The 20,799-nt window shown below is 69.9% G+C and carries 16 protein-coding genes; 12 read left to right on the plus strand and 4 right to left on the minus strand.

Going from position 1 to position 20,799, the window contains the following annotated elements; all coding sequences use genetic code 11:
- A partial coding sequence (locus tag AB0J58_RS31995; RefSeq protein ID WP_364222843.1) for a cold-shock protein occupies positions 1–215 on the minus strand: 215 nt, incomplete at its 3' end.
- Between the two features lie 213 nt (positions 216–428).
- Positions 429–905, minus strand: coding sequence for a peptide deformylase (gene def / locus AB0J58_RS32000; protein WP_343961111.1), 477 nt, complete (start codon positions 903–905; stop codon positions 429–431).
- Between the two features lie 467 nt (positions 906–1,372).
- On the opposite strand from def, the gene AB0J58_RS32005 reads away from it, so the two are divergent.
- From AB0J58_RS32005 to AB0J58_RS32035, 7 genes are all read left to right on the plus strand, one after another.
- On the plus strand, positions 1,373–2,692 hold the full coding sequence (locus AB0J58_RS32005; RefSeq protein ID WP_364222846.1) for an MFS transporter: 1,320 nt from the start codon (positions 1,373–1,375) through the stop codon (positions 2,690–2,692).
- A gap of 167 nt (positions 2,693–2,859) precedes the next feature.
- On the plus strand, positions 2,860–4,941 hold the full coding sequence (locus tag AB0J58_RS32010) for a molybdopterin-dependent oxidoreductase (RefSeq protein ID WP_364222848.1): 2,082 nt from the start codon (positions 2,860–2,862) through the stop codon (positions 4,939–4,941).
- Positions 4,938–6,341 carry an FAD-dependent oxidoreductase gene (locus tag AB0J58_RS32015; RefSeq protein ID WP_343961117.1) on the plus strand — a complete coding sequence of 468 codons (1,404 nt, stop codon included), beginning with the start codon at positions 4,938–4,940 and terminating at the stop codon, positions 6,339–6,341. Before AB0J58_RS32010 ends, AB0J58_RS32015 begins: the two co-directional genes overlap by 4 nt.
- A 119-nt stretch (positions 6,342–6,460) precedes the next feature.
- Positions 6,461–8,908 (plus strand): nitrite reductase large subunit NirB, encoded by a 2,448-nt coding sequence (nirB, locus tag AB0J58_RS32020; RefSeq protein ID WP_364222851.1) that lies wholly within the window; start codon positions 6,461–6,463, stop codon positions 8,906–8,908.
- 91 nt (positions 8,909–8,999) lie between these two features.
- The gene (gene nirD, locus AB0J58_RS32025) at positions 9,000–9,353 is read left to right on the plus strand and encodes a nitrite reductase small subunit NirD (protein WP_364222854.1); all 354 of its coding nucleotides are present in this window, start codon (positions 9,000–9,002) and stop codon (positions 9,351–9,353) included.
- Between the two features lie 55 nt (positions 9,354–9,408).
- Positions 9,409–10,578, plus strand: coding sequence for a uroporphyrinogen-III synthase (locus AB0J58_RS32030; RefSeq protein WP_364222857.1), 1,170 nt, complete (start codon positions 9,409–9,411; stop codon positions 10,576–10,578).
- The gene (locus AB0J58_RS32035; protein WP_364222860.1) at positions 10,575–11,324 is read left to right on the plus strand and encodes a CbiX/SirB N-terminal domain-containing protein; all 750 of its coding nucleotides are present in this window, start codon (positions 10,575–10,577) and stop codon (positions 11,322–11,324) included. The genes AB0J58_RS32030 and AB0J58_RS32035 overlap by 4 nt, the downstream gene beginning before the upstream one ends.
- Positions 11,325–11,339: 15 nt before the next feature.
- Here AB0J58_RS32035 and AB0J58_RS32040 read toward each other — a convergent pair whose 3' ends face one another.
- Together AB0J58_RS32040 and AB0J58_RS32045 are read right to left on the minus strand one after the other, a co-directional pair.
- Positions 11,340–12,194 (minus strand): PAC2 family protein, encoded by an 855-nt coding sequence (locus tag AB0J58_RS32040; protein ID WP_030904623.1) that lies wholly within the window; start codon positions 12,192–12,194, stop codon positions 11,340–11,342.
- Positions 12,195–12,259: 65 nt separating this feature from the next.
- Positions 12,260–12,718 (minus strand): universal stress protein, encoded by a 459-nt coding sequence (locus AB0J58_RS32045; RefSeq protein ID WP_364222863.1) that lies wholly within the window; start codon positions 12,716–12,718, stop codon positions 12,260–12,262.
- A gap of 94 nt (positions 12,719–12,812) precedes the next feature.
- Between AB0J58_RS32045 and metH the strand changes: the two genes are divergently transcribed.
- The 5 genes from metH to AB0J58_RS32070 all read left to right on the plus strand — a co-directional run bounded on the left by metH (position 12,813) and on the right by AB0J58_RS32070 (position 20,771).
- A complete protein-coding gene (gene metH, locus AB0J58_RS32050; RefSeq protein ID WP_364222866.1) occupies positions 12,813–16,277 on the plus strand; it encodes a methionine synthase in 3,465 nt (1,154 codons plus the stop codon).
- Between the two features lie 26 nt (positions 16,278–16,303).
- A complete protein-coding gene (locus AB0J58_RS32055) occupies positions 16,304–16,954 on the plus strand; it encodes an HAD family phosphatase (protein ID WP_364222869.1) in 651 nt (216 codons plus the stop codon).
- A 203-nt stretch (positions 16,955–17,157) separates the two neighbouring features.
- Complete coding sequence (locus tag AB0J58_RS32060; RefSeq protein WP_364222872.1) at positions 17,158–17,694, plus strand: cellulose synthase; 537 nt, start codon at positions 17,158–17,160, stop codon at positions 17,692–17,694.
- A gap of 266 nt (positions 17,695–17,960) precedes the next feature.
- Entirely contained in the window at positions 17,961–18,962 is a 1,002-nt protein-coding gene (locus tag AB0J58_RS32065) for an ABC transporter permease (RefSeq protein ID WP_364222875.1), read from the plus strand.
- Positions 18,963–19,007: 45 nt separating this feature from the next.
- A complete protein-coding gene (locus tag AB0J58_RS32070; RefSeq protein ID WP_364222878.1) occupies positions 19,008–20,771 on the plus strand; it encodes an ABC transporter substrate-binding protein in 1,764 nt (587 codons plus the stop codon).
- The last annotated feature ends 28 nt before the right edge of the window (positions 20,772–20,799 follow it).

Consider the following 20,799-nt stretch of genomic DNA (forward strand, 5'->3'; position numbering starts at 1 on the left):
TGTCGGGCACCGGCTACACGGCAGGTGGAGAGACGCTCAGCGTGGTGTCGTTCGCTGAGCTCGGAAGTACAGGCAAGGCGGGCTGGAAGTTCGATGCGGTAGCCGCTGGAGTTGATAGCCGAGTAGTGCACGAAGACATCGGCGGTGCCGTCATCCGGTGCGATGAATCCGAAGCCCTTTTCGGCGTTGAACCACTTAACGGTGCCCTCAGACAAAACTACTTCTCCTCATTGGGAGCCTCACCGAACCACCAGGTCGGCGGCACGGGGCTGCGTTGCGGACCCTACCATGCACCCGCGGAAACCATCCGGAGAAACTGTAACGTCCGCTGTCGGCGGACTTCTCATAAGCACTTGAGATGATAAGGCTAAGTTGAGAATTACGACTGCAACCACAACACTCTATCGGACATTTGTGAGGTGTGCAAGTCAAGAGATCGAAGCGAGGAAGCGTTCCCGCTCCTCCTCGGGGAGGCGATCGATGAAGAGGGTGCCGTCGAGGTGGTCGGCCTCGTGCTGGAGGACGCGGGCCAGCATGCCCAGGGCCCGGACGGTGACGGGCTTGCCGAACATGTCGCGGCCGCGGGCCGTGACCATGTAGGAGCGTTCCAGCGGCCACCAGTGGCCGGGGGCGGACAGGCACGCCTCGTCGGCCACGATCCTCCGCTCGGACAGCTCCAGGCGCGGGTTGACCAGGTGGCCGGACTTGCCGTCCAGCTCGTAGACGACGACCCTGAGCGGAACGCCGATCTGCGGGGCGGCGAGCCCCGCGCGGCCCGTGCCGGCGCGCATCGTGGCCTGGAGTGACTTCACCAGGACGCGCAACGCGCGGTCGAAGGTGGTCACCGGCTCGGCCACCGTGCGCAGCACGGGATCGTCGAACAGTCGGATCGGCTGGACGGCCACGCGCACTCCCGTAGGCGGATGAATCGGCACCGGTGACGGTTCCCGTTGCCGCACCGGCTCAACCATCGCCGTTGCCGGTGAATGCGGCCCGGTGAGCGCGCTCCGACCGGCCCGCGTCTCACGGCATGAGCGTTCTCCCGCTTCAGGCCGGTCGCCCGGCCCGGTCTCACCTCGGCTCCACGAGCGCTCGGCGTCTTCCCGCGCCTCTGGGCAGCGCGATCGTCAGTGCGATCAGCACCCCAGGAGCCGGCCGCACCGCTACCCTGGTGACGCCGGAGCGTGACGGAACGGTCGCCGGCCCCACACTCCCCGGGTTTCCGGAATGTTGCGAGTGTGCGGCGTGTGCATTGCGTATTTCCAGGGTTAGTCACGCGTAACCGGCGCACCATCACAGACGGTGAATGTGCGTAACGCCGCCCTTCTAGTTTCGGGGATCGAAGCCCCCCGAAACCACAGGAGGACAGACGATGAGGCCCTGGATCAGTGACTGGCGGCCCGACGATCCGGATTTCTGGCAGAAGCACGGCCGGAAGGTGGCCAGGCGGAACCTGCTCTTCTCCATCTTCGCCGAGCACCTCGGGTTCACGCTGTGGACCGTCTGGAGCATCGTGGCCGTGCAACTCGGCTCCTACGACTTCTCCACCGACCAGCTCTTCTGGATCGTCGCCCTGCCCAACCTGGTCGGCTCGGCGCTGCGCATCCCGTACACCTTCGCCCCGGCCAGGTTCGGCGGCCGGAACTTCACGGTGGTCAGCGCTCTGCTCCTGCTCGTGCCCGCGGTGCTGCTGGCCGTCGCGGTCGGCGATCCCGCTACCCCCTACTGGGTGTTCCTGCTCATCGCGGCCACGGCGGGGCTGGGCGGCGGCAACTTCGCCTCCAGCATGGCCAACATCACCCACTTCTACCCTCGGGACAGGCAGGGGGCCGCACTCGGGCTCAACGCGGCCGGCGGCAACATCGGGGTCAGCTCCGTCCAGCTCCTCATGCCGTTGGTGATCGGGGCGTTCGGGCTGGCCGCCGCGGGGCTGTTCTGGATCCCCTTCATCCTGGCCGCCGCGGTGGGCGCCTACTTCTTCATGGACAACCTGACCTCGGCCAAGGCCAGTCCCGCGGACCAGCTGAAGGTCGTCGGCCGGGTCCAGACCTGGATCATGTCGGTCCTGTACATCGGTACGTTCGGCTCCTTCATCGGCTACTCCACCGCGTTTCCGCTGCTCATCAAGAGCCAGTTTCCCGAGCAGGCCTCGCTGGTCTGGCTGGCCTTCCTCGGACCGCTGCTCGGCTCCCTGGTCCGCCCGGCGGGCGGCTGGCTGTCGGACCGGCTCGGCGGGGCGCGGGTGACGTTCGTCAACTTCGCCGCGATGGCGGGCTCGGCGGTGCTGGTCTGGCAGGGGCTGTCCCAGCGCGGCTTCGCGCTGTTCTTCTGCGCCTACATGCTCCTGGTCGCCACCACCGGCATCGGCAACGGCTCCACCTACCGGATGATTCCGGCGATCTTCCGGGCCAGGGCGCTCGCGGGCGTCATCCCGGGCACGGCCGCCCACGACGCCGCCGTGGCCGCCGGGAGGCGGGACGCCTCCGCGGCCATCGGAATCATCTCCGCGATCGGTGCCTTCGGCGGGTTCTTCATCAATCGCGGATTCGGCAGCTCCATCGCCGCGACCGGCGGGGCGGGAGCCGCGCTGGCCTCCTTCGCCTGCTTCTACCTGGTGTGCGCGGCCATCACCTGGGCCTGTTACCTGCGCGCCGCGGGCGGTGCGCCGAGCCTGGCGGCGGCCCGGGTGTGAGCGCCGCGGCCAGGCCCGGCGCCCGCCCTGCTCACACCCGGCACCGGCCTGGCCGACGGATGACTCACATCCACCTCATTGCGAATGTGAACACGGTTAGTGGCTTGTAGCACATCGGTAACAGGGGAGACCTCGCGGTGAAACCGCCTGAAAGCACCATCGGATCCATGCCGGTCTCACTTTCCCCCCAGACACCTGTGAAGGGTGGGACGGCGACGCACTGTCCCTACTGCGCCCTGCAGTGCGGCATGAACGTCGCGGTGGACGAGACCGTCACGATCACTCCGCGTCATGACGTCCCGGCCAATGCGGGAGGACTGTGTCAGAAGGGCTGGACCGCCGGTGAGCTCCTCACCGGCGAGCGGCTGACCGCCCCGCTGTTGCGCGGCGAGGAGGTCGGCTGGGACGAGGCGCTCGGCTTTGTCGCCGACCGGATACGCGCCGTCCAGGCCGAACACGGCCCCGACGGCGTGGCCGTGTTCGGCGGCGGCGGCCTCACCAACGAGAAGGCGTACCAGCTCGGCAAGTTCGCCCGGCTGGTGTTGCGGACCAGCCAGATCGACTACAACGGCCGGTTCTGCATGTCCTCGGCCGCCGCGGCCACCAACCGAGCCTTCGGGATGGACCGCGGCCTGCCCTTCCCGATCACCGATCTCGCCCGCGCCGACGCAGTCCTGATCGCGGGCGGGAACGTGGCCGAGACCATGCCGCCGTTCGTCCGTCACCTCACCGCGATGCGCGCGGCGGGCGGCCGGCTGATCGTCATCGACCCGCGGGTCACCGCGACCGCCCGGCAGGCCGACCTGCACCTGCAGCCGACCCCCGGCACCGACCTGGCGTTGGCCCTGGGCCTGCTGCACATCGTGGTCGCCGAAGGCGATGTCGACGAGGACTACGTGGCCGCCAGGACGAGCGGGTTCGACGCGGTCCGCACCTCGGTCGCGGCCTGGTGGCCCGAGCGAGTGGAACGGATCACCGGTGTGCCGGTCGCCCGGATGCGCGCCGCGGTCGCGATCCTCGTGGGCGCGAACCGGGCGGCGATCCTCACCGGGCGCGGCGCCGAGCAGCACGCCAAGGGCACCGACACCGTCAGCGCGTTCGTCAATCTCGCGCTCGCCCTCGGGCTGCCAGGGCGCGAGGGGTCGGGTTACGGCTGTGTCACCGGGCAGGGCAACGGGCAGGGAGGCCGTGAGCACGGACAGAAGGCCGACCAGCTTCCCGGCTACCGCAGGATCGATGATCCGGCGGCCCGCGCCCACGTCGCCGCCGTGTGGGGCGTCGACCCCGGTGACCTACCGGGACCCGGCCGCTCCGGCTACGAACTGCTGGACGCGCTCGGCACCGGCGGCGGCCCCCGGGCACTGCTGCTGTTCGGCTCCAACCCGCTGGTCTCCGCGCCGCGTGCCGGGCACGTCGCCGAGCGGCTCGGCTCACTGGACCTGCTCGTGGTCTCGGACCTGGTCCTGTCGGAGACGGCCGCGATGGCCGACGTCGTGCTGCCCACCACCCAGTGGGCCGAGGAGAGCGGCACCATGACGAATCTGGAAGGCCGGGTGCTGCTCCGCCGCCAAGCGGCCGCTCCGCCGTCAGGGGTGCGGAGCGACCTTGAGATTCTCCGGGGGCTCGCCACGAGACTGCGCGGGACAGCCGGAGCCGAGGGTTTCCCCACCGATCCGCGCGAGGTCTTCGACGAGCTCCGCAGGGCCTCGGCGGGCGGGACCGCCGACTACGCCGGCATCACCTATGAGCGGATCGCCGCCGAGACCGGGGTGTTCTGGCCCTGCCCGGCCGAGGATCACCCGGGTACTCCCCGGCCTTTCCTGGACGGCTTCGCCACGCCCGACGGGCGCGCCCGGTTCGTACCGGTCGAGCATCGTCCGCCCGAGGAGGAGGTCGACCCGGAATATCCGCTCCACCTCACGACGGGACGGGTGCTCGCGCACTACCAGAGCGGTGCGCAGACCCGGCGGATCGCCACACTGAACATGGCGGCACCCGAGGCGTTCGTGGAACTCCATCCCGACCTCGCCGAGCACCTGGGCGTGGCCCCGGGGGAGACGCTGCGGGTGGTCAGCCGGCGTGGCGCGACCGAGGCGCCGGCCAGGGTCAACCCGGCGATCCGGCAGGACACCGTGTTCATGCCGTTCCACTGGCCGGGCGTCAACCTGCTCACCAACCCCGCGCTGGACCCGGTGTCGAGGATGCCGGAGTTCAAGGTCTGCGCGGTCAGAGTGGAGCGTGCCGGATGACCCGTATCGTGGTCGTGGGCAATGGGATGGCGGGCGCCCGCCTGGTGAGCGAGATCCGGGCCCGTGACCGGTACGTCGGGCTGACCGTGTTCGGGGCCGAGGAGTCGCAGCCCTACAACCGCGTGCTGCTGTCGAACGTCGTGGCCGGGACGATGCCGCCCGACCAGGTGCGACTACTCGACCCGGCCTGGTACGCCGACCATTCGGTGACGGCGCTGCCCGGGGTCGAGGTGACCGCCGTGGACCGGGAGAACCGGGCCGTGCTCACCGCCACGGGCAGGCGCGAGCCGTACGACGTCCTCGTGCTGGCGACGGGCAGCGAGGCGGTCGTGCCGCCGGTACCGGGCGCGGACAGGGCCGTCGCGTTCCGCACGATGGACGACTGCAGGAGGATCCTGCGGGCCGCCGGCGCGGCGCGGCACGCCGTGGTGATCGGAGGTGGTCTGCTCGGAGTCGAGGCGGCGCGCGGCCTGGCCGGGCGCGGGCTGCCGGTGACGCTGCTGCACCTGGCCGGGCACCTGATGGACCGTCAACTGGACGCCGAGGCCGGGCTGGTGCTCGGCCAGACCCTGGGCGGGCTGGGGGTGAGGACCAGGACCGGTGTCGTGGTCGAGGAGATCCTCGACGGCGGTGTGCGGCTCGCCGGAGACGAGACGGTCGAGGCCGATCTGGTGGTGCTCGCCTGCGGGGTCCGCCCGGTGACCGGGTTGGCTCGCGAGGCCGGGCTGGAGGTGGCGCGCGGGATCGTCGTCGACGACGAGATGCGCACCGACGATCCGTCGATCTTCGCGATCGGCGAGTGCGCCGAGCACCGGGGCAGGGTCTACGGGCTGGTCGCGCCGGCCTGGGAGCAGGCCGCGGTGGTCGCCGACATCGTCACGGGGGCCGACAAGGCCGCCCGATACCGGGGGTCGCGGCTGGTGACCCGGTTGAAGGCCAGGAGCGTGGAGCTGGCCGCGATGGGCGAGACGCATCTGACCGAGGACGACGCAGAGGTCGTGCGGTTCAGCCACCGGGCGGCGGGCACCTACCGCAAGCTCGTCATCCGAGACGGCCGCCTGGTCGGCGTGATCCTCCTCGGTGAGACGTCGGCGGTGGGCAACCTCACCCAGTTGTTCGACCGGGGAGGGCCGCTGCCGGGAGACCGGGCCGGCCTGCTCTTCCCCGGTCTGCAGGGCAACGTGGTCGCCGAGAGCCCGGTCAGGATGCCGGACGCGGCGAAGGTCTGCCAGTGCAACGACGTGACCAAGGGACAGATCAGGGCCTGCTGGGAGTCGGGTGCCAGGGACGTCACGGCCGTGGCCGCCGCCACCCGCGCCACCACCGGCTGTGGCGGCTGCCGCGACGCGGTCGAGGGCATCGTCGGCTGGCTCTGCGAGCAGGAAGGGGTCTCGGCGTGACCGGCGCTGGAGGCGGGGGAACGGCCGGGCGCCGGGCGGACACGGAGCCGCCCCGCCCGGTGAGCGGAGCGATCCATCGGGGACGGGCAGACGGAGCGGACGGAAGGACGAGCGCGATCATGTCACGACTTGTCGTGGTGGGAAACGGACCGACATCGCACCGGCTGGTCGAGGCCCTGGTCGCCAAGGGGTTCGCGGGCCGGATCACGGTGCTGGGGGAGGAGCCCCGAGCGGCCTACGACCGGGTGGCGCTGACCTCCTACCTGGCGGGCAGAAGCGTCGAGGATCTCACCTACCCGGTGCCGGAGGAGGTCGTGCTGCGCCTGTCGTCCAGGGTCGTCGACATCGACAGGCGGAAGAGGGAGGTCATCACCGCGGACGGCCGTCGCGAGCCGTACGACGTGCTGGTGCTGGCCACCGGGTCCAGCCCGTTCGTGCCGCCGGTACCGGGCAGGGAACTGGACGGCTGTTTCACCTACCGCACGATCGACGATCTCGACGCGATCAGGGAGGCCGCCTCGGCCGCCACGAGCGGCGTCGTGGTCGGCGGCGGGTTGCTGGGGCTGGAGGCCGCCGACGCCCTGCGTGGTCTGGGCCTGTCGACGCACGTGGTGGAGATGGGCGGCTGGCTCATGCCCCGGCAGGTCGACGAGGGCGGCGGCGCGGTCCTGCGCGGTCATGTGGAGGCGCTCGGTCTGAGGGTGCACACCGAGGCGGGGGTGCGGGAGATCGTCGCGGGCCCGGACGGGCGGGTGGCGGGTCTGGTCAAGCCGGACGGGGAGACCGTCGAGGCGCAGATCGTGGTCTTCTCCGCCGGGGTCAGGCCCCGTGACGAGCTGGCCAGGCAGGCCGGCCTGGAGGTCGGCGGGCGCGGCGGGATCGTCGTGGACGACCGGATGCGCACCGCCGACCCGGCGATCTACGCGATCGGCGAGTGCGCGTCGCACGAGGGCATGGTCTACGGGCTGGTCGGCCCGTGCTTCACGATGGCGGAGGTCGCCGCCGACCGCATCCTCGGCGGCGGGGCGGCCTTCACCCGGGCGGATCTCTCCACCAAGCTCAAACTGCTCGGTGTGGAGGTCGCCCAGTTCGGCGCCATGGACGGCGCGCTGGACGTGACCTTCATGGATCCGGTGGGCGGGGTCTACCAGAAGCTGTTCGTCAGCGACGACGCGCGCACCCTGCTCGGCGGGATCTGCGTCGGCGACGCCACCCCGTACAACACCTTGAAGCCCTTCGTCGGCCGCGACCTGCCGGGATCGCCGAGCGAGCTGTTGTTCAGCGGCGGCCCGGCGAGCATGGAGCTTCCCGACGACGCGCAGGTCTGCTCCTGCAACAACGTCACCAAGGGCCAGGTGCGCGCCGCCGTAGCCGACCACGGCCTCACCGACGTGGCCGGGATCAAGGGGTGCACCCGCGCGGGCACCACCTGCGGCAGCTGCGTCCCGATGCTCAACCGGATCCTCGTCAAATCGGGCGTCGAACCCTCCAAGGCTCTGTGCGAGCACTTCGCGTACAGCAGGGCGGAGCTGTTCGACATCGTCCGGGTGCGCGCCATCACGACCTTCTCCCGGCTGATCGCCGAGCACGGCACCGGGCGCGGTTGTGACGTGTGCAAGCCGGTGGTCGCCTCGATCCTCGCCTCGCTCGGCGGCGGCCACATCCTCGACGGAGAGCAGGCCGCCCTGCAGGACACCAACGATCACTTCCTGGCCAACATCCAGCGCAACGGCACCTACTCGGTGGTGCCGCGCGTCCCCGGTGGGGAGATCACCCCGGACGGGCTCATCGCGATCGGCGAGGTGGCCCGCGACTTCGGCCTGTACACCAAGATCACTGGTGGGCAGCGGATCGACCTGTTCGGGGCCCGGGTCGAGCAACTTCCGCTGATCTGGAAGCGACTGGTGGACGCGGGCTTCGAGTCCGGGCACGCGTACGGCAAGGCGCTGCGCACCGTGAAGTCCTGCGTGGGGTCGACCTGGTGCCGGTACGGCGTGCAGGACGCCGTCGGCCTGGCCATCGCGCTGGAGCTGCGCTACCGGGGGCTGCGCTCGCCGCACAAGCTGAAGTCGGCGGTCTCCGGCTGCGCCCGCGAGTGCGCCGAGGCCAGGGGCAAGGACTTCGGCGTCATCGCCACCGAGCGTGGCTGGAACCTCTACGTGGGCGGCAACGGCGGCTTCAGCCCGCGCCACGCCGACCTGTTCGCCTCCGATCTGGGCACCGAGGAACTGGTCCGGGTCATCGACCGGTTCCTGATGTTCTACATCCGTACCGCCGACCGCCTGCAGCGCACCTCCGCCTGGCTGGAGGCGCAGGGGACGGCCTACGTCAGGGAGGTCGTCCTGGAGGACTCCCTCGGGATCTGTGCCGACCTGGAGGCGCAGATGGAGCGGCACGTGGCCGGCTACGCCGACGAGTGGCGCGCCACGATCGAGGACCCGGAGAAGCTACGGCGGTTCGTCTCCTTCATCAACGCCCCCGGGACGCCGGACCCCTCGATCGCCTTCGAAACCCAGCGTGACCAGGTGAAACCGGTCCTCATCCCACTGGAGGCGGTCCGTTCCTGACCGGCCGCCCCATGTCCCACATTTCCCGCGGCGCGTTGGGAGGCCCGCTCCGGCCCGCCACCGCCGACATCCCGAGGAGAGGCACTCACCGATGACCGTCCTGAGCGAAGAGCTGGAGCAGGCCGGCTGGACGCCGGTCTGCTCCTACACCGATCTGCTGCCCGAGCGCGGCGTGTGCGCGCTCGTCGGCGGTCGCCAGATCGCGCTGTTCCGCGCCTTCGACGGCACCCTGTTCGCGATCGGCAACCGCGACCCGTTCAGCGGCGCCCACGTTCTGTCCCGCGGGATCATGGGCACCAGGGCCGGCGAGCCAGTGGTGGCCTCCCCCATGCACAAACAGGCTTTCTCCCTTGTGACGGGGGTGTGCCTGGACGACCCCGAGACGGCCGTGCCCACCTACCCGGTCCGCCTCACCGGCGAAACGGTGGAGGTGGGCACGGGGTGAGCCCGCAGGCGGCCGGACACCTGAAGAAGATCAAGCGAGGAGTGGTGAACGACAGATGAGCATCGCCGTTCTGGACAGCCCCGCCGACTCTCCCGAGACCGCGCCCGACGCGCTGGCCGGGTTCACGATCGGGGTCACCGCCACCCGGCGGCGCGAGGAGTTCTGCGCGCTGCTGGAACGCAGGGGCGCCAGGGTGGTGCGCGCTCCCGCGATCCGCCTGGTACCCCTGGCCGAGGACGCCGACCTGCTGGCCGCGACGCGCGCCGGCCTGTCCGCCCCGATCGACGACGTGGTGGTCACCACCGGAGTCGGCTTCCGGGGATGGATGGCCGCCGCCGAGGGCTGGGGGCTGGCGGGCGACCTCGCCGAGCACCTGGCCTCCGCGCGGCTGCTGACCCGCGGGCCCAAGGCCCGCGGCGCGGTCAGGGCCGCCGGGCTGAACGACCACTGGACCCCGTCCACGGAGTCGTGCGAGGAGGTCAAGCAGCACCTCCTGGCCCAGGACCTGCGCGGTCGCCGCATCGCCGTGCAACTGCACGGGGAGCCGCTGACCGACTTCGTCGTCGCACTGCGCGAAGCCGGCGCGGAGGTCATCGAGGTGCCGGTCTACCGGTGGCTGCCCTACCGGGACGTGTCGCCGCTGCGCCGCCTGGTCAGCCAGGCGATCTCCGGCGGGGTGGACGCGGTGGCCTTCACCAGTGCCCCGGCCGTGCTGGCCATGCTCAACTCGGCCCGCGCGGACGGCCTGGAGGACGCACTGATCGCGGCCTTCGCGGGGCCGGTAGTCGCCGCCTGCGTGGGCTCGGTCACCGCCGGGCCCCTGGAGGCGCGCGGGGTGCCCACCGTGCAACCCGAGCGCTCCCGCCTGGGCACGCTGGCCCGTACCCTCGCCAGGCACCTGCCCGAACACAGCGTCACCCGCCTGGTCGCGGGCGGCCACCGGCTGGAGATCCGCGGTCACGCCGTCGCGGTGGACGGCGAGCTGAAGCCACTGCCGCCGGCGCCGATGGCGGTGCTCAAGCGCCTGGCCGACAAACCTGGGCACGTGGTGGCCCGCTCCGACCTGCGGACAGTACTTCCCGGCGGCCCGTCGCGCGACTCGGCCGAGCACGCGGTCGAGATGGCCATCACCCGCCTGCGCCGGGCGCTCGGCCCCTCGGGAATCGTCGAGACGGTCGTCAAACGCGGTTACCGCCTGGCCTGCGACCGGGGCGAAGGTCTGTGACGACGCTGATCCTCGCCGGGCACGGGACGCGCAGCGCGCGGGGGGAGGAGACCCTGGCCGGACTGCGCGACCTGGTACGCGAGGGCCGCCGGGGAACGCGCGTCGAGCAGGCGTTCCTGGAGATCAGCTCACCCCCGCTGGCCGACGTGCTTGTCGAGGTGCCCGGCCCCCTCGTGGTGGTCCCGCTGCTGCTGGCGGGCGGCTACCACGTTCACATCGACCTGCCCGCGGTGGTGGCCGCGGCCAGGCCGGACGCCACGGTGACGGCCCCGCTGGGGCCGCATCCGCTGCTCGCGGCCGTGCTCGCCAGACGTCTGGCCGCCGCGGGGCTGAGGGCGGCGGACTCGGTGATCCTGGGAGCCGCGGGGTCGTCCGACCCCGCGGCGCTGGCCGGCGTGCGGGCGGCGGCCCGGCTGCTTTCGGTCCGGATCTCCCGCCCGGTCACCGCGGCCTTCGCCGCCACGGGCGCCCCGTCGATCGCCGAGGCCCTGGAACGGCTGCGTTCAGGACCCGCGCCGCGGATCGCGCTCGCCTCCTACCTCCTGGCCCCGGGCTTCTTCCAGGACCGCCTGGAGGCGTCCGGTGCCGACCTGGTCGCCGCCCCCCTGGGAGTGGACGCCGACCTGGCCGCGCTGGTGTGGGCCCGGTTCGACCAGGCCTGCCAGGCGCCGGTGACCTCGGACTCGGACCGGAGGCGCCTGGTCTCCGCGCACCCGGTCCTGAAGGAGCGGAACGGCCGGTGGTGACCGTCGGCCGCGGGCTCAGCCGTCGGAGTCGCGGTCGCGCCGGCGCAGGTAGCGCTCGAACTCGGCGGCGATGGCGTCACCGCTGGCCTCGGGCAGCTCGGCGGCGTCCTTGCGCTCCTCCAGCTCCTTGACGTACTCGGCGACCTCGCTGTCCTGGGAGGCCAGCTCGTCGACGCCGTGCTCCCAGGCCCGGGCCTCCTCGGCCAGCTCGCCCAGCGGCATCGGGATGTCGAGCAGGTCCTCCATCCGGCTGAGCAGTGCCATGGTGGCCTTCGGGTTGGGGGGCTGGGCCACGTAGTGCGGCACCGAGGCCCACAGCGACACGGCGTGCAGCCCGGCCGCGCCCAGGGACTGCTGGAGCACGCCGACGATGCCGGTCGGTCCCTCGTAGCGGCTCAGCTCCAGGTTGATCGCCCTGGCCAGCCCCTCGTCGGTCGCCGAGCCCACGATCGGCACCGGACGGGTGTGCGGAGAGTCGTTGAGCAGCGCGCCGAGCAGAACCGCCAGCTCGACCCCCAGCTCCCGGCAGACCAGGACGATCTCCTCGCAGAAAGCGCGCCAGCGCATGTTGGGCTCGATGCCGCGGAGCAGCACCACGTCGCGGTCGACGCCCGGTGGTCTGGCCACCGACAGCTTCGTGGTCGGCCAGGTGATGGAGCGTGTCAGCCCCTCGCCCATCTCGACGATCGGGCGGGTCACCTGGAAGTCGTAGTACTCCTCGGGGTCCAGGGAGACCAGCGGGGTCGCCTTCCACTCGCCCTCGAGGTGCGCGATCACTCCGCTCGAGGCCTCGCCCGCGTCGTTCCACCCCTCGAACGCGGCGATCATCACCGGGTCGACGAGCTCGGGCAGACCTTCGATCTCGATCACGCGCCCCCTCCTTCTCACCGCACCGTCCTATCCGGCTAAGCCTATGCCGTGAGGGGGCCTTCACGTCACCTTCCGGATGTGGTGTGGACGATCAGGACGTCGCAGCCCGCGCGCTGGGACACGCCGGACGGCACCGAGCCGAGCAGCCGCCCCGCCAGGCTGTTGAGCCCCCGGTTGCCGACGACCACGAGATCGGCCCCGCGCCTGCCTGCGAGCGAGACCAGCACGTCCACCGCGTCACCCTCCTCGGCGGCCAGTTCGATCGTCCGGGCGCCCGCGGCGACCGCGCGCTCCCGGGCGGCGCGCAGGGCGTCGTCCGCCGGGGTGGAGCCGGTCACCTTGTAGGAGAGGTCGCCGAGGACGTCGGCGGCGGCGTTGCGGTCGCGTTCGCGCATGGGGGAGTAGGCGCAGGCCAGGATCAGGTCGGCGCCGGTGGCCGCGGCGAGGGAGGCGGCCGAGGAGACCGCGCCGAGGGAGGAGGTGGAGCCGTCGGTGCCGACAAGGATGGTGCGGTAGGTCGCCATCGGTACCTCACAGGGGTGACCGTATTAATTGGACAAGAAGTTCAATTGCTGTCGACAACAATAACGGCCATGTGGATCCCAGTACTCTTGTCTCATGACAAGCACCCCGTCTTTCCGTGAAGTCCTGGCCGAGCGCGTAATGGTCGCCGACGGGGCCATGGGGACGATGCTGCAGGCCCACGACGTCACCATGGACGACTTCCAGGGTCACGAGGGCTGCAACGAGGTGCTCAATGTCACCCGCCCCGACATCGTCCGTGCCGTGCACGAGGCCTACTTCGAGGTGGGGGTCGACTGTGTCGAGACCAACACCTTCGGGGCCAACCTTTCGGCTCTCGGTGAATACGACATCTCCGAGCGGGTCTTCGAGTACTCGGAGGCCGGTGCCCGCGTCGCCCGGCAGGCGGCCGACGCCTGGTCCACCCCCGAGCGGCCGCGCTTCGTGCTCGGCTCCATCGGCCCCGGCACCAAGCTCCCGACTCTCGGGCACAAGCCGTACGCCGTGCTGCGCGACGCCTACTACGACAACGCCGCGGGGCTGGTCGGCGGTGGCGCCGACGCCCTGATCATCGAAACCTCCCAGGACCTGCTCCAGGTCAAGGCGGCGGTGATCGGCGCACGCCGGGCCATCGCCGACGCCGGTCGGGACGTGCCGATCATCGCCCAGGTGACCATCGAGACCAACGGCGCGATGCTGCTGGGCTCGGAGATCGGCGCGGCACTGACCGCGATCGAGCCGCTCGGCGTCGACGTGATCGGCCTGAACTGCGCGACCGGTCCGGCCGAGATGAGCGAGCACCTCCGCTACCTGGCCCGCCACGCCCGGGTCCGCCTCTCGTGCATGCCCAACGCCGGACTGCCCGTGCTGACCTCCGACGGCGCCTACTACCCGCTGACCCCCGAGGAGCTGGCCTCGGCGCACGAGAACTTCACCCGCGACTACGGCCTCTCCCTCGTCGGCGGCTGCTGCGGCACCACGCCCGAGCACCTGCGCCGGGTCGTCGAGAGGGTACGCGGGCTCCAGACGGCCTCGCGCCGGCCCCGCCCCGAGGCCGGCGCCGCCTCCCTCTACCAGAGCGTCCCCTTCCGCCAGGACATCTCGTACATGGCCATCGGCGAGCGCACCAACGCCGTCGGTTCCAAGGCCTTCCGGGAGGCGATGCTCGCCCAGGACTGGGAGGAGTGCGTGGAGATCGCGCGGGCGCAGGCCCGCGACGGCGCGCACATGCTCGACCTCTGCGTCGACTACGTGGGGCGCGACGGCGTGGCCGACATGAAGGAGCTGGCCTTCCGCTTCGCCACCGCCTCCACGCTGCCGATCGTTCTCGACTCCACCGAGCCCGCCGTGCTGGAGGCCGGGCTGCAGATGCTCGGCGGGCGCGCGGTCGTCAACTCGGTCAACTACGAGGAGGGCGACGGCGTCGAGTCGCGCTTCCACAGGAATATGAAGCTGGTCCGCGAGTACGGCGCGGCCGTGGTGGCCCTGACCATCGACGAGGAGGGCCAGGCGCGCACCGCCGACTGGAAGGTCCGGATCGCGCTGCGCCTCATCGAGGACCTGACCACGAAGTGGGGCATGAACGTCGAGGACATCCTCGTCGACGTGCTCACCTTCCCCATCGCCACCGGCCAGGAGGAGACCAGGCGCGACGCGCTGGAGTCGATCGAGGCGATCAGGGAGATCAAGCGACACCACCCCGGGGTGCAGACGGTCCTGGGCCTGTCGAACGTGTCGTTCGGTCTCAACCCCGCTGCCCGCATCATGCTCAACTCGGTCTTCCTCAACGAGTGCGTCAACGCCGGCCTCGACGCGGCGATCGTGCACGCCTCCAAGATCCTGCCGATGGCGCGCATCCCCGAGGAGCAGCGCCAGGTCGCCCTGGACATGGTCTACGACCGGCGCAGGGAGGGGTACGACCCGCTGCAGCGGTTCATGGAGCTGTTCGAGGGCGTCGACGCCGCGGCTCTCAAAGCGAGCAAGGCCGAGGAACTCGCCGCGCTGCCGCTGTGGGAGCGGCTCAAGCGCCGGATCGTCGACGGCGAGCGCAAGGGCCTGGAGGCAGACCTCGACGAGGCCCTCGCCCAGCGCCCCGCCCTGGAGATCGTCAACGACGTGCTGCTCGACGGCATGAAGACCGTCGGCGAGCTGTTCGGCTCCGGCCAGATGCAGCTGCCGTTCGTGCTCCAGTCGGCCGAGGTGATGAAGACCTCGGTCGCCTACCTGGAGCCGCACATGGACCGGGTCGAGGGCGAGACCAAGGGCCGCATCGTGCTCGCCACGGTCAAGGGCGACGTGCACGACATCGGTAAGAACCTGGTCGACATCATCCTCTCCAACAACGGCTACGAGGTCGTCAACCTCGGCATCAAGCAGCCGGTGTCGGTCATCCTGGAGGCCGCGGAGGAGAAGAGGGCCGACGTCATCGGCATGTCCGGGCTGCTGGTGAAGTCCACGGTCGTCATGAAGGAGAACCTGGAGGAGATGAACTCCAGGGGCATCTCCGACAGGTTCCCCGTGTTGCTCGGCGGTGCCGCGCTGACCCGTGCCTACGTCGAGCAGGACCTCGCGGAACTGTTCCAGGGTGAGGTCCGCTATGCCCGCGACGCCTTCGAGGGACTGCGCCTGATGGACGCCTTCATGGCGGTCAAGCGAGGGGAGAAGGGCGCGAGCCTGCCACCGCTGCGCGAGCGCCGGGTCAAGACCGGGGCCACGCTGGTCAGGACGCCGACGGAGGAACTGCCGGCCCGCTCCGACGTGGCCGTCGGCAACGCGGTGCCGACGGCGCCCTTCCTCGGCGAGCGCGTCATCAAGGGCGTACCGCTCGCGGAGTACGCCGCGTTCCTTGACGAGCGGGCGACGTTCATGGGGCAGTGGGGCCTCAAGGCCGCCCGCGGCGGTGACGGGCCCTCCTACGAGGAACTGGTCGAGACCGAGGGCAGGCCGCGCCTGCGGATGTGGCTGGAGCGGATGCAGACCGAGGGCCTGCTGGAGGCAGCGGTCGTCTACGGCTACTTCCCGTGCGTCAGCGACGGCGACTCGCTGATCATCCTGGACGAGGGGGGCAACGAGCGCACCCGGTTCACCTTCCCGCGCCAGCGCCGCGACCGGCACCTGTGCCTGTCCGACTTCTTCCGCTCCAAGGACTCCGGCGAGGTCGACGTCGTCGCCTTCCAGGTCGCGACGATGGGCAACCGGGTCTCCGAGGCGGCGGCCGAGCTGTTCGCCAAGGACGCCTACCGCGACTACCTGGAGCTGCACGGCCTGTCGGTGCAGCTGACCGAGGCCCTGGCCGAGTACTGGCACGCGCGGGTGCGCACCGAACTGGGCATCGGCGGTGACGAGTCCCTGGAGGACATGCTCAAGGTCAACGTCATGGGCTGCCGCTACTCCTTCGGCTACCCGGCCTGTCCCAACCTGGAGGATCAGGTTCAGCTGATGGGGTTGCTCGACCCCTCCAGGATCGGTGTCGAACTGTCCGAGGAGTTCCAGCTCCACCCCGAGCAGTCGACGTCCGCGCTGATCGTCCATCACCCTGAGGCCAACTACTTCAACGTGTGACCGTCTGCCGGAAGGGCTACAAGGGTATGGAAGCGGTTCTCTTCGACATGGACGGGCTTCTCGTCGACAGCGAGAAGATCTGGTTTCAGGTCGAGACCGAGGTGATGGAGCGGCTCGGCGGCGAGTGGGGGGTCGCCCACCAGGAGAACATGGTGGGCGGCTCGATGTCGGTGGCCGTGGCGTACATGCTCCAGGTCTCCGGCGGCAGCGCCGCCCCCGAGGAGGTGGAGAACTGGATGATGGAAGGCATGATCTCCAGGCTCGCCGGTGGTGTGGAGATGATGCCGGGCGCCGCCGAACTACTGGCGGGGGTGCACCGGGAGGGCCTGGCCGCCGCCCTGGTCACCTCCTCGGCGCGGCCGATCGCCGAGACGTGCCTGCGGAGCATCGGCAGGCACCACTTCGACCACGTGGTCACCGGTGACGACGTCGCGAGGACCAAGCCCGATCCCGAGCCCTACCTGACGGCTGCCCGCCTGCTGGGCGTGGACCCGGCCCGCTGTGTCGCGCTGGAGGATTCCCCGAACGGGGTGACATCGGCTACCTCGGCGGGCTGCCGGGTGGTGGCGGTGCCGAGCGTGCTGCCGATTCCCGGCGCGCCCGGCCGTCTTGTCGTCGGGTCGCTGCACGAGATCGACGTGGAGATCCTGCGCTCACTGTCCGCAGGTTCTCTCTGAGCGGCCCTGTCATCCGGCGGACGGCGTGACAGACGCCGGTACGTTCCTTTCGTGAGAGTACGTGGTGGGGGATCCTCCCTGATCTTTCATACGATCCTGACCGTATCCCCCTAGGGGGTGATCCCTCCTTGAGAAGGAGGGCCCGTCCCGATCCGACGTGCCAGGATGGATGTCGGATAGGTCAACATGAGGGGCGGTCCACTGTGTCGTTCAATCAGATCGCGTGGTTGCCGCTCTGCGCCGGGGTCACCGGCGTGGGGCTGGTGCTGAGTTTCCTGCTGATGCGGCGCCGTGGCGTCGCGGCGGGACTGCGTGCCGCGGCCTGGTCACTGCTACCCGTCGCCGCCTTCCTGACCGGTGCGCTTCCCACCCTGTGGCAGATCGGCACGGCGATCATCGGTTTCCTCACAGGTCTGGTGTTCAACCCCGTGGTGTGGTCCGGGGTGGCGGTGACCGGACTCGCCGTGCTGCTCTTCCTGGTCTCCGGGTTCATGCGTGGCCGCCGCCTCAGGGCCGCCGCATCCTCGTCGCCCCTGGCGCCCACTGCGCCCGCTGTGGCCGCCGCGGGCCCTGGCGGGCGGGACGGGGCCGCGACGGCCGCCACGCAGCCGTTGCCCAAGCGCAAGGCCGCGCCCGCGCCCGCCTCCGGGTCCGCCGCGGCCAGGCCCGCCGCGAAGCCGGCCGCCGACGACGACTTCTCCGATATCGAGGACATCCTCAAGCGTCGCGGGATCGGGTGACGCTGGGTAATCGACTCATTCCCGTGTCACGAATCCAAGACAGAAGCGGAACGGCTTCCGGACATTAGCTCCAAGATCAGAACGAATGAATTTCACGTGAATCACAGTTAAGCCACATAGCGCCCCAGAGGGCTGGTCAGCGCAGTTCAGCCCATAGATTCTGCGCACGGGGCCACGAACTACTGGCCCGTAGACTTACGGCGCGCTACCCGACCCGGGAAACGCGTTGACGGACAACGTCGTCTGGGATCCAGGGGGCCAACTGTATGACCGCACCGCTCGACGCCCCCGGTAAGACCACCGAGGTCTCACCGGAGGCAGTGCTCGCGGGAGCGGGCGTGAAGGCGATCCAGGGCCGCTCGCTCGGGCAGATCGCGTGGATGCACCTGAAGCGCGACAAGGTCGCGCTCGTCGGTGCCGGCGTGATCGTTCTGCTGATCGTCATTGCGATCTTCGCCCCGCTGATCGTGGGTCTGCTCGGCCACCCGCCGAACGAGTTCCACCAGGAGATGATCGACACCTCCACCATGACGCCCAAGGGCGGCACGGGCATCAGCGGGGAGTTCCTGTTCGGGGTGGAGCCGGTCAACGGTCGTGACCTTTTCAGCAGGGTCATCTACGGAGCGCGGATCTCGCTGCTGATCGCGGTTCTCGCCACCCTGCTCTCGGTGGTCATCGGCACCGTCATGGGGGTCATGGCCGGTTACTTCGGCGGCTGGGTCGACACGCTGATCAGCCGCACGATGGACGTCTTCCTAGCCTTCCCCCTCCTTGTCTTCGCGATGGCCCTGGTCGGTGTCCTCGGCCAGTTCGAGAAGGATCTCGGGGTGACGGGCGACACGCTGCGCATCGGTCTGCTGATCTTCGTGATCGGCTTCTTCAACTGGCCGTACATCGGCAGGATCATTCGCGGCCAGACATTGTCACTGCGGGAACGCGAATTCGTCGACGCCGCCCGCAGCCTGGGTGCCCGCGGGCCGTACATCCTGTTCCGTGAGATCCTGCCGAATCTGATCGCGCCGATTCTCATCTACGCGACGTTGCTCATTCCGACCAATGTCCTGTTCGAGGCGGCGCTCTCGTTCCTGGGAGTCGGTATCCAGGCGCCCACGGCGACCTGGGGGGGCATGCTCTCGCAGGCGGTGAAGTTCTACAACGTGCCGCATTTCATGTTCTTCCCCGGTATGGCGATTTTCATCACGGTGCTGGCCTTCAATCTCTTCGGCGACGGGCTGCGCGATGCCCTCGACCCGAAATCGTCCCGCTGACCCTCAACCTCCCGTTCTCCTGGAATTAACAAGGGGTGCAAGTAAATGAACAAGAGATCCGCACTGGCCTTCGCGGCCGCGGGTGCCGCTCTCTCTCTGGGGCTCTCCGCCTGTGGCGGCGGCGGCAGCGAGACGAAGCCGGCCGATGGTTCGTCGGCCGCGCCGGCGGCCGCGGACGCGTTCAACGCCGGACTCGAGGCGGTGTTCAACCCTTCTGACAAGAAGGGGGGTGTCCTGAAGATGGCGATCTCCGAGGACTGGGACTCGATCGACCCCGGTGACACCTACTACGCCCTCTCCTGGAACCTTGTCAGGATCTACGGTCGTTCGTTGGTGACCTACACCCCGGCCCCCGGCGCCGAGGGCCGCAAGCTCTCTCCCGACCTGGCCGAGAACCTGGGCGAGTCCAGCGACGGCGGCAAGACCTGGACCTACAAGCTCCGCGCCGGTCTGAAGTTCGAGGACGGCACCCCGATCACGTCCAAGGACGTCAAGTACGCGGTCCTGCGCTCCATGGACAAGGAGACGCTGGTCAACGGCCCGACGTACTTCAACGACTGGCTGGACCTGCCGAAGGACTTCAAGAGCGTCTACAAGACCCCGGACGTCAACACCGACTCCGCGATCGAGACGCCGGACGACCAGACGATCGTCTTCCACCTGAAGAAGGCCTACGGCGGCTTCGACAACTTCGCGGCCCTGCCCGGCACGATCCCGGTCCCCAAGGACAAGGACACCGGCGTCAAGTACCGCGAGCACCCGGTCGCCTCCGGTCCCTACAAGTTCGACAAGGTCGAGGCCGGCAAGCAGTACACCCTGGTCCGCAACGAGCACTGGGACCCGGCGACCGACCCGATCCGCAAGGCGCTGCCGGACAGCTACGAGATCTCCCTCGGCGTCAACGCCGATGACCTGGACAACCGGATCCTCTCCGGCGACCTGCACATCGACCTCGCCGGCTCGGGCGTCCAGCCCGCCGCGCTCGGTCGCGTGCTGGGCGACCCGGCGCTGAAGGCCCGGGCGGACAACCCCACCGGCGCCCGCACCTGGTACACCTCGATCGTCTCCGACGTGGCCCCGCTGGACAACGTGGAGTGCCGCAAGGCGGTCATCTACGGCGCCGACCGGGTAGGTCTGCAGAACGCCTACGGCGGCGAGTTCGCCGGCGGTGACATCGCGACCGGCCTGATGCCGCCGTCGATCGGCGGCTGGAAGAAGCTGGACCTCTACCCGACCGGCACCGGCGACGTGGAGAAGGCCAAGGCCGCACTCGCCGCCTGTGGCAAGCCTGACGGCTTCGAGACCATCATGGCCTACCGCGCCGACCGTCCCAAGGAGAAGGCGACCGCCGAGTCGCTTCAGCAGGCGCTGGCCAAGGTCGGCATCAAGCTGGAGCTCAAGGGTTACCCGACCGGTGACTACTTCGCGCTCTACGCCGGCAAGCCGGACTTCGTGAAGAAGAACGGCATCGGCCTGGCCACCAACGGCTGGGGCGCCGACTGGAACGACGGTTTCGGCTTCATGTCGCAGATCGTCGACAGCCGCACCATCCGTGAGTCGGGTGGTAACTACAACATCAGCATCAAGGACAAGGAAATCGACGCGAAGATCGACCAGATCTTCACGGAGACCGATGTCGCCAAGCGTGACGCGCTCTGGGGCGAGATCGACCAGAGGGTCATGGAGCAGGCCTACGTGCTGCCCTCGGTCTGGTCCAAGGGCGTCCTCGTTCGTCCCCTGGGTGCGACGAACGTCTTCGTCACCGGTGCGTTCGACATGTACGACTACCTGAACCTGGGCGTCCAGTAACCGTCGAAAACCTGTTCAGTTAGTCGAG

Origin of the sequence: Streptosporangium sp. NPDC049644, from assembly GCF_040675205.1 — a bacterium.
Classification (GTDB): Bacteria; Actinomycetota; Actinomycetes; order Streptosporangiales; family Streptosporangiaceae; genus Streptosporangium; species Streptosporangium fukuiense.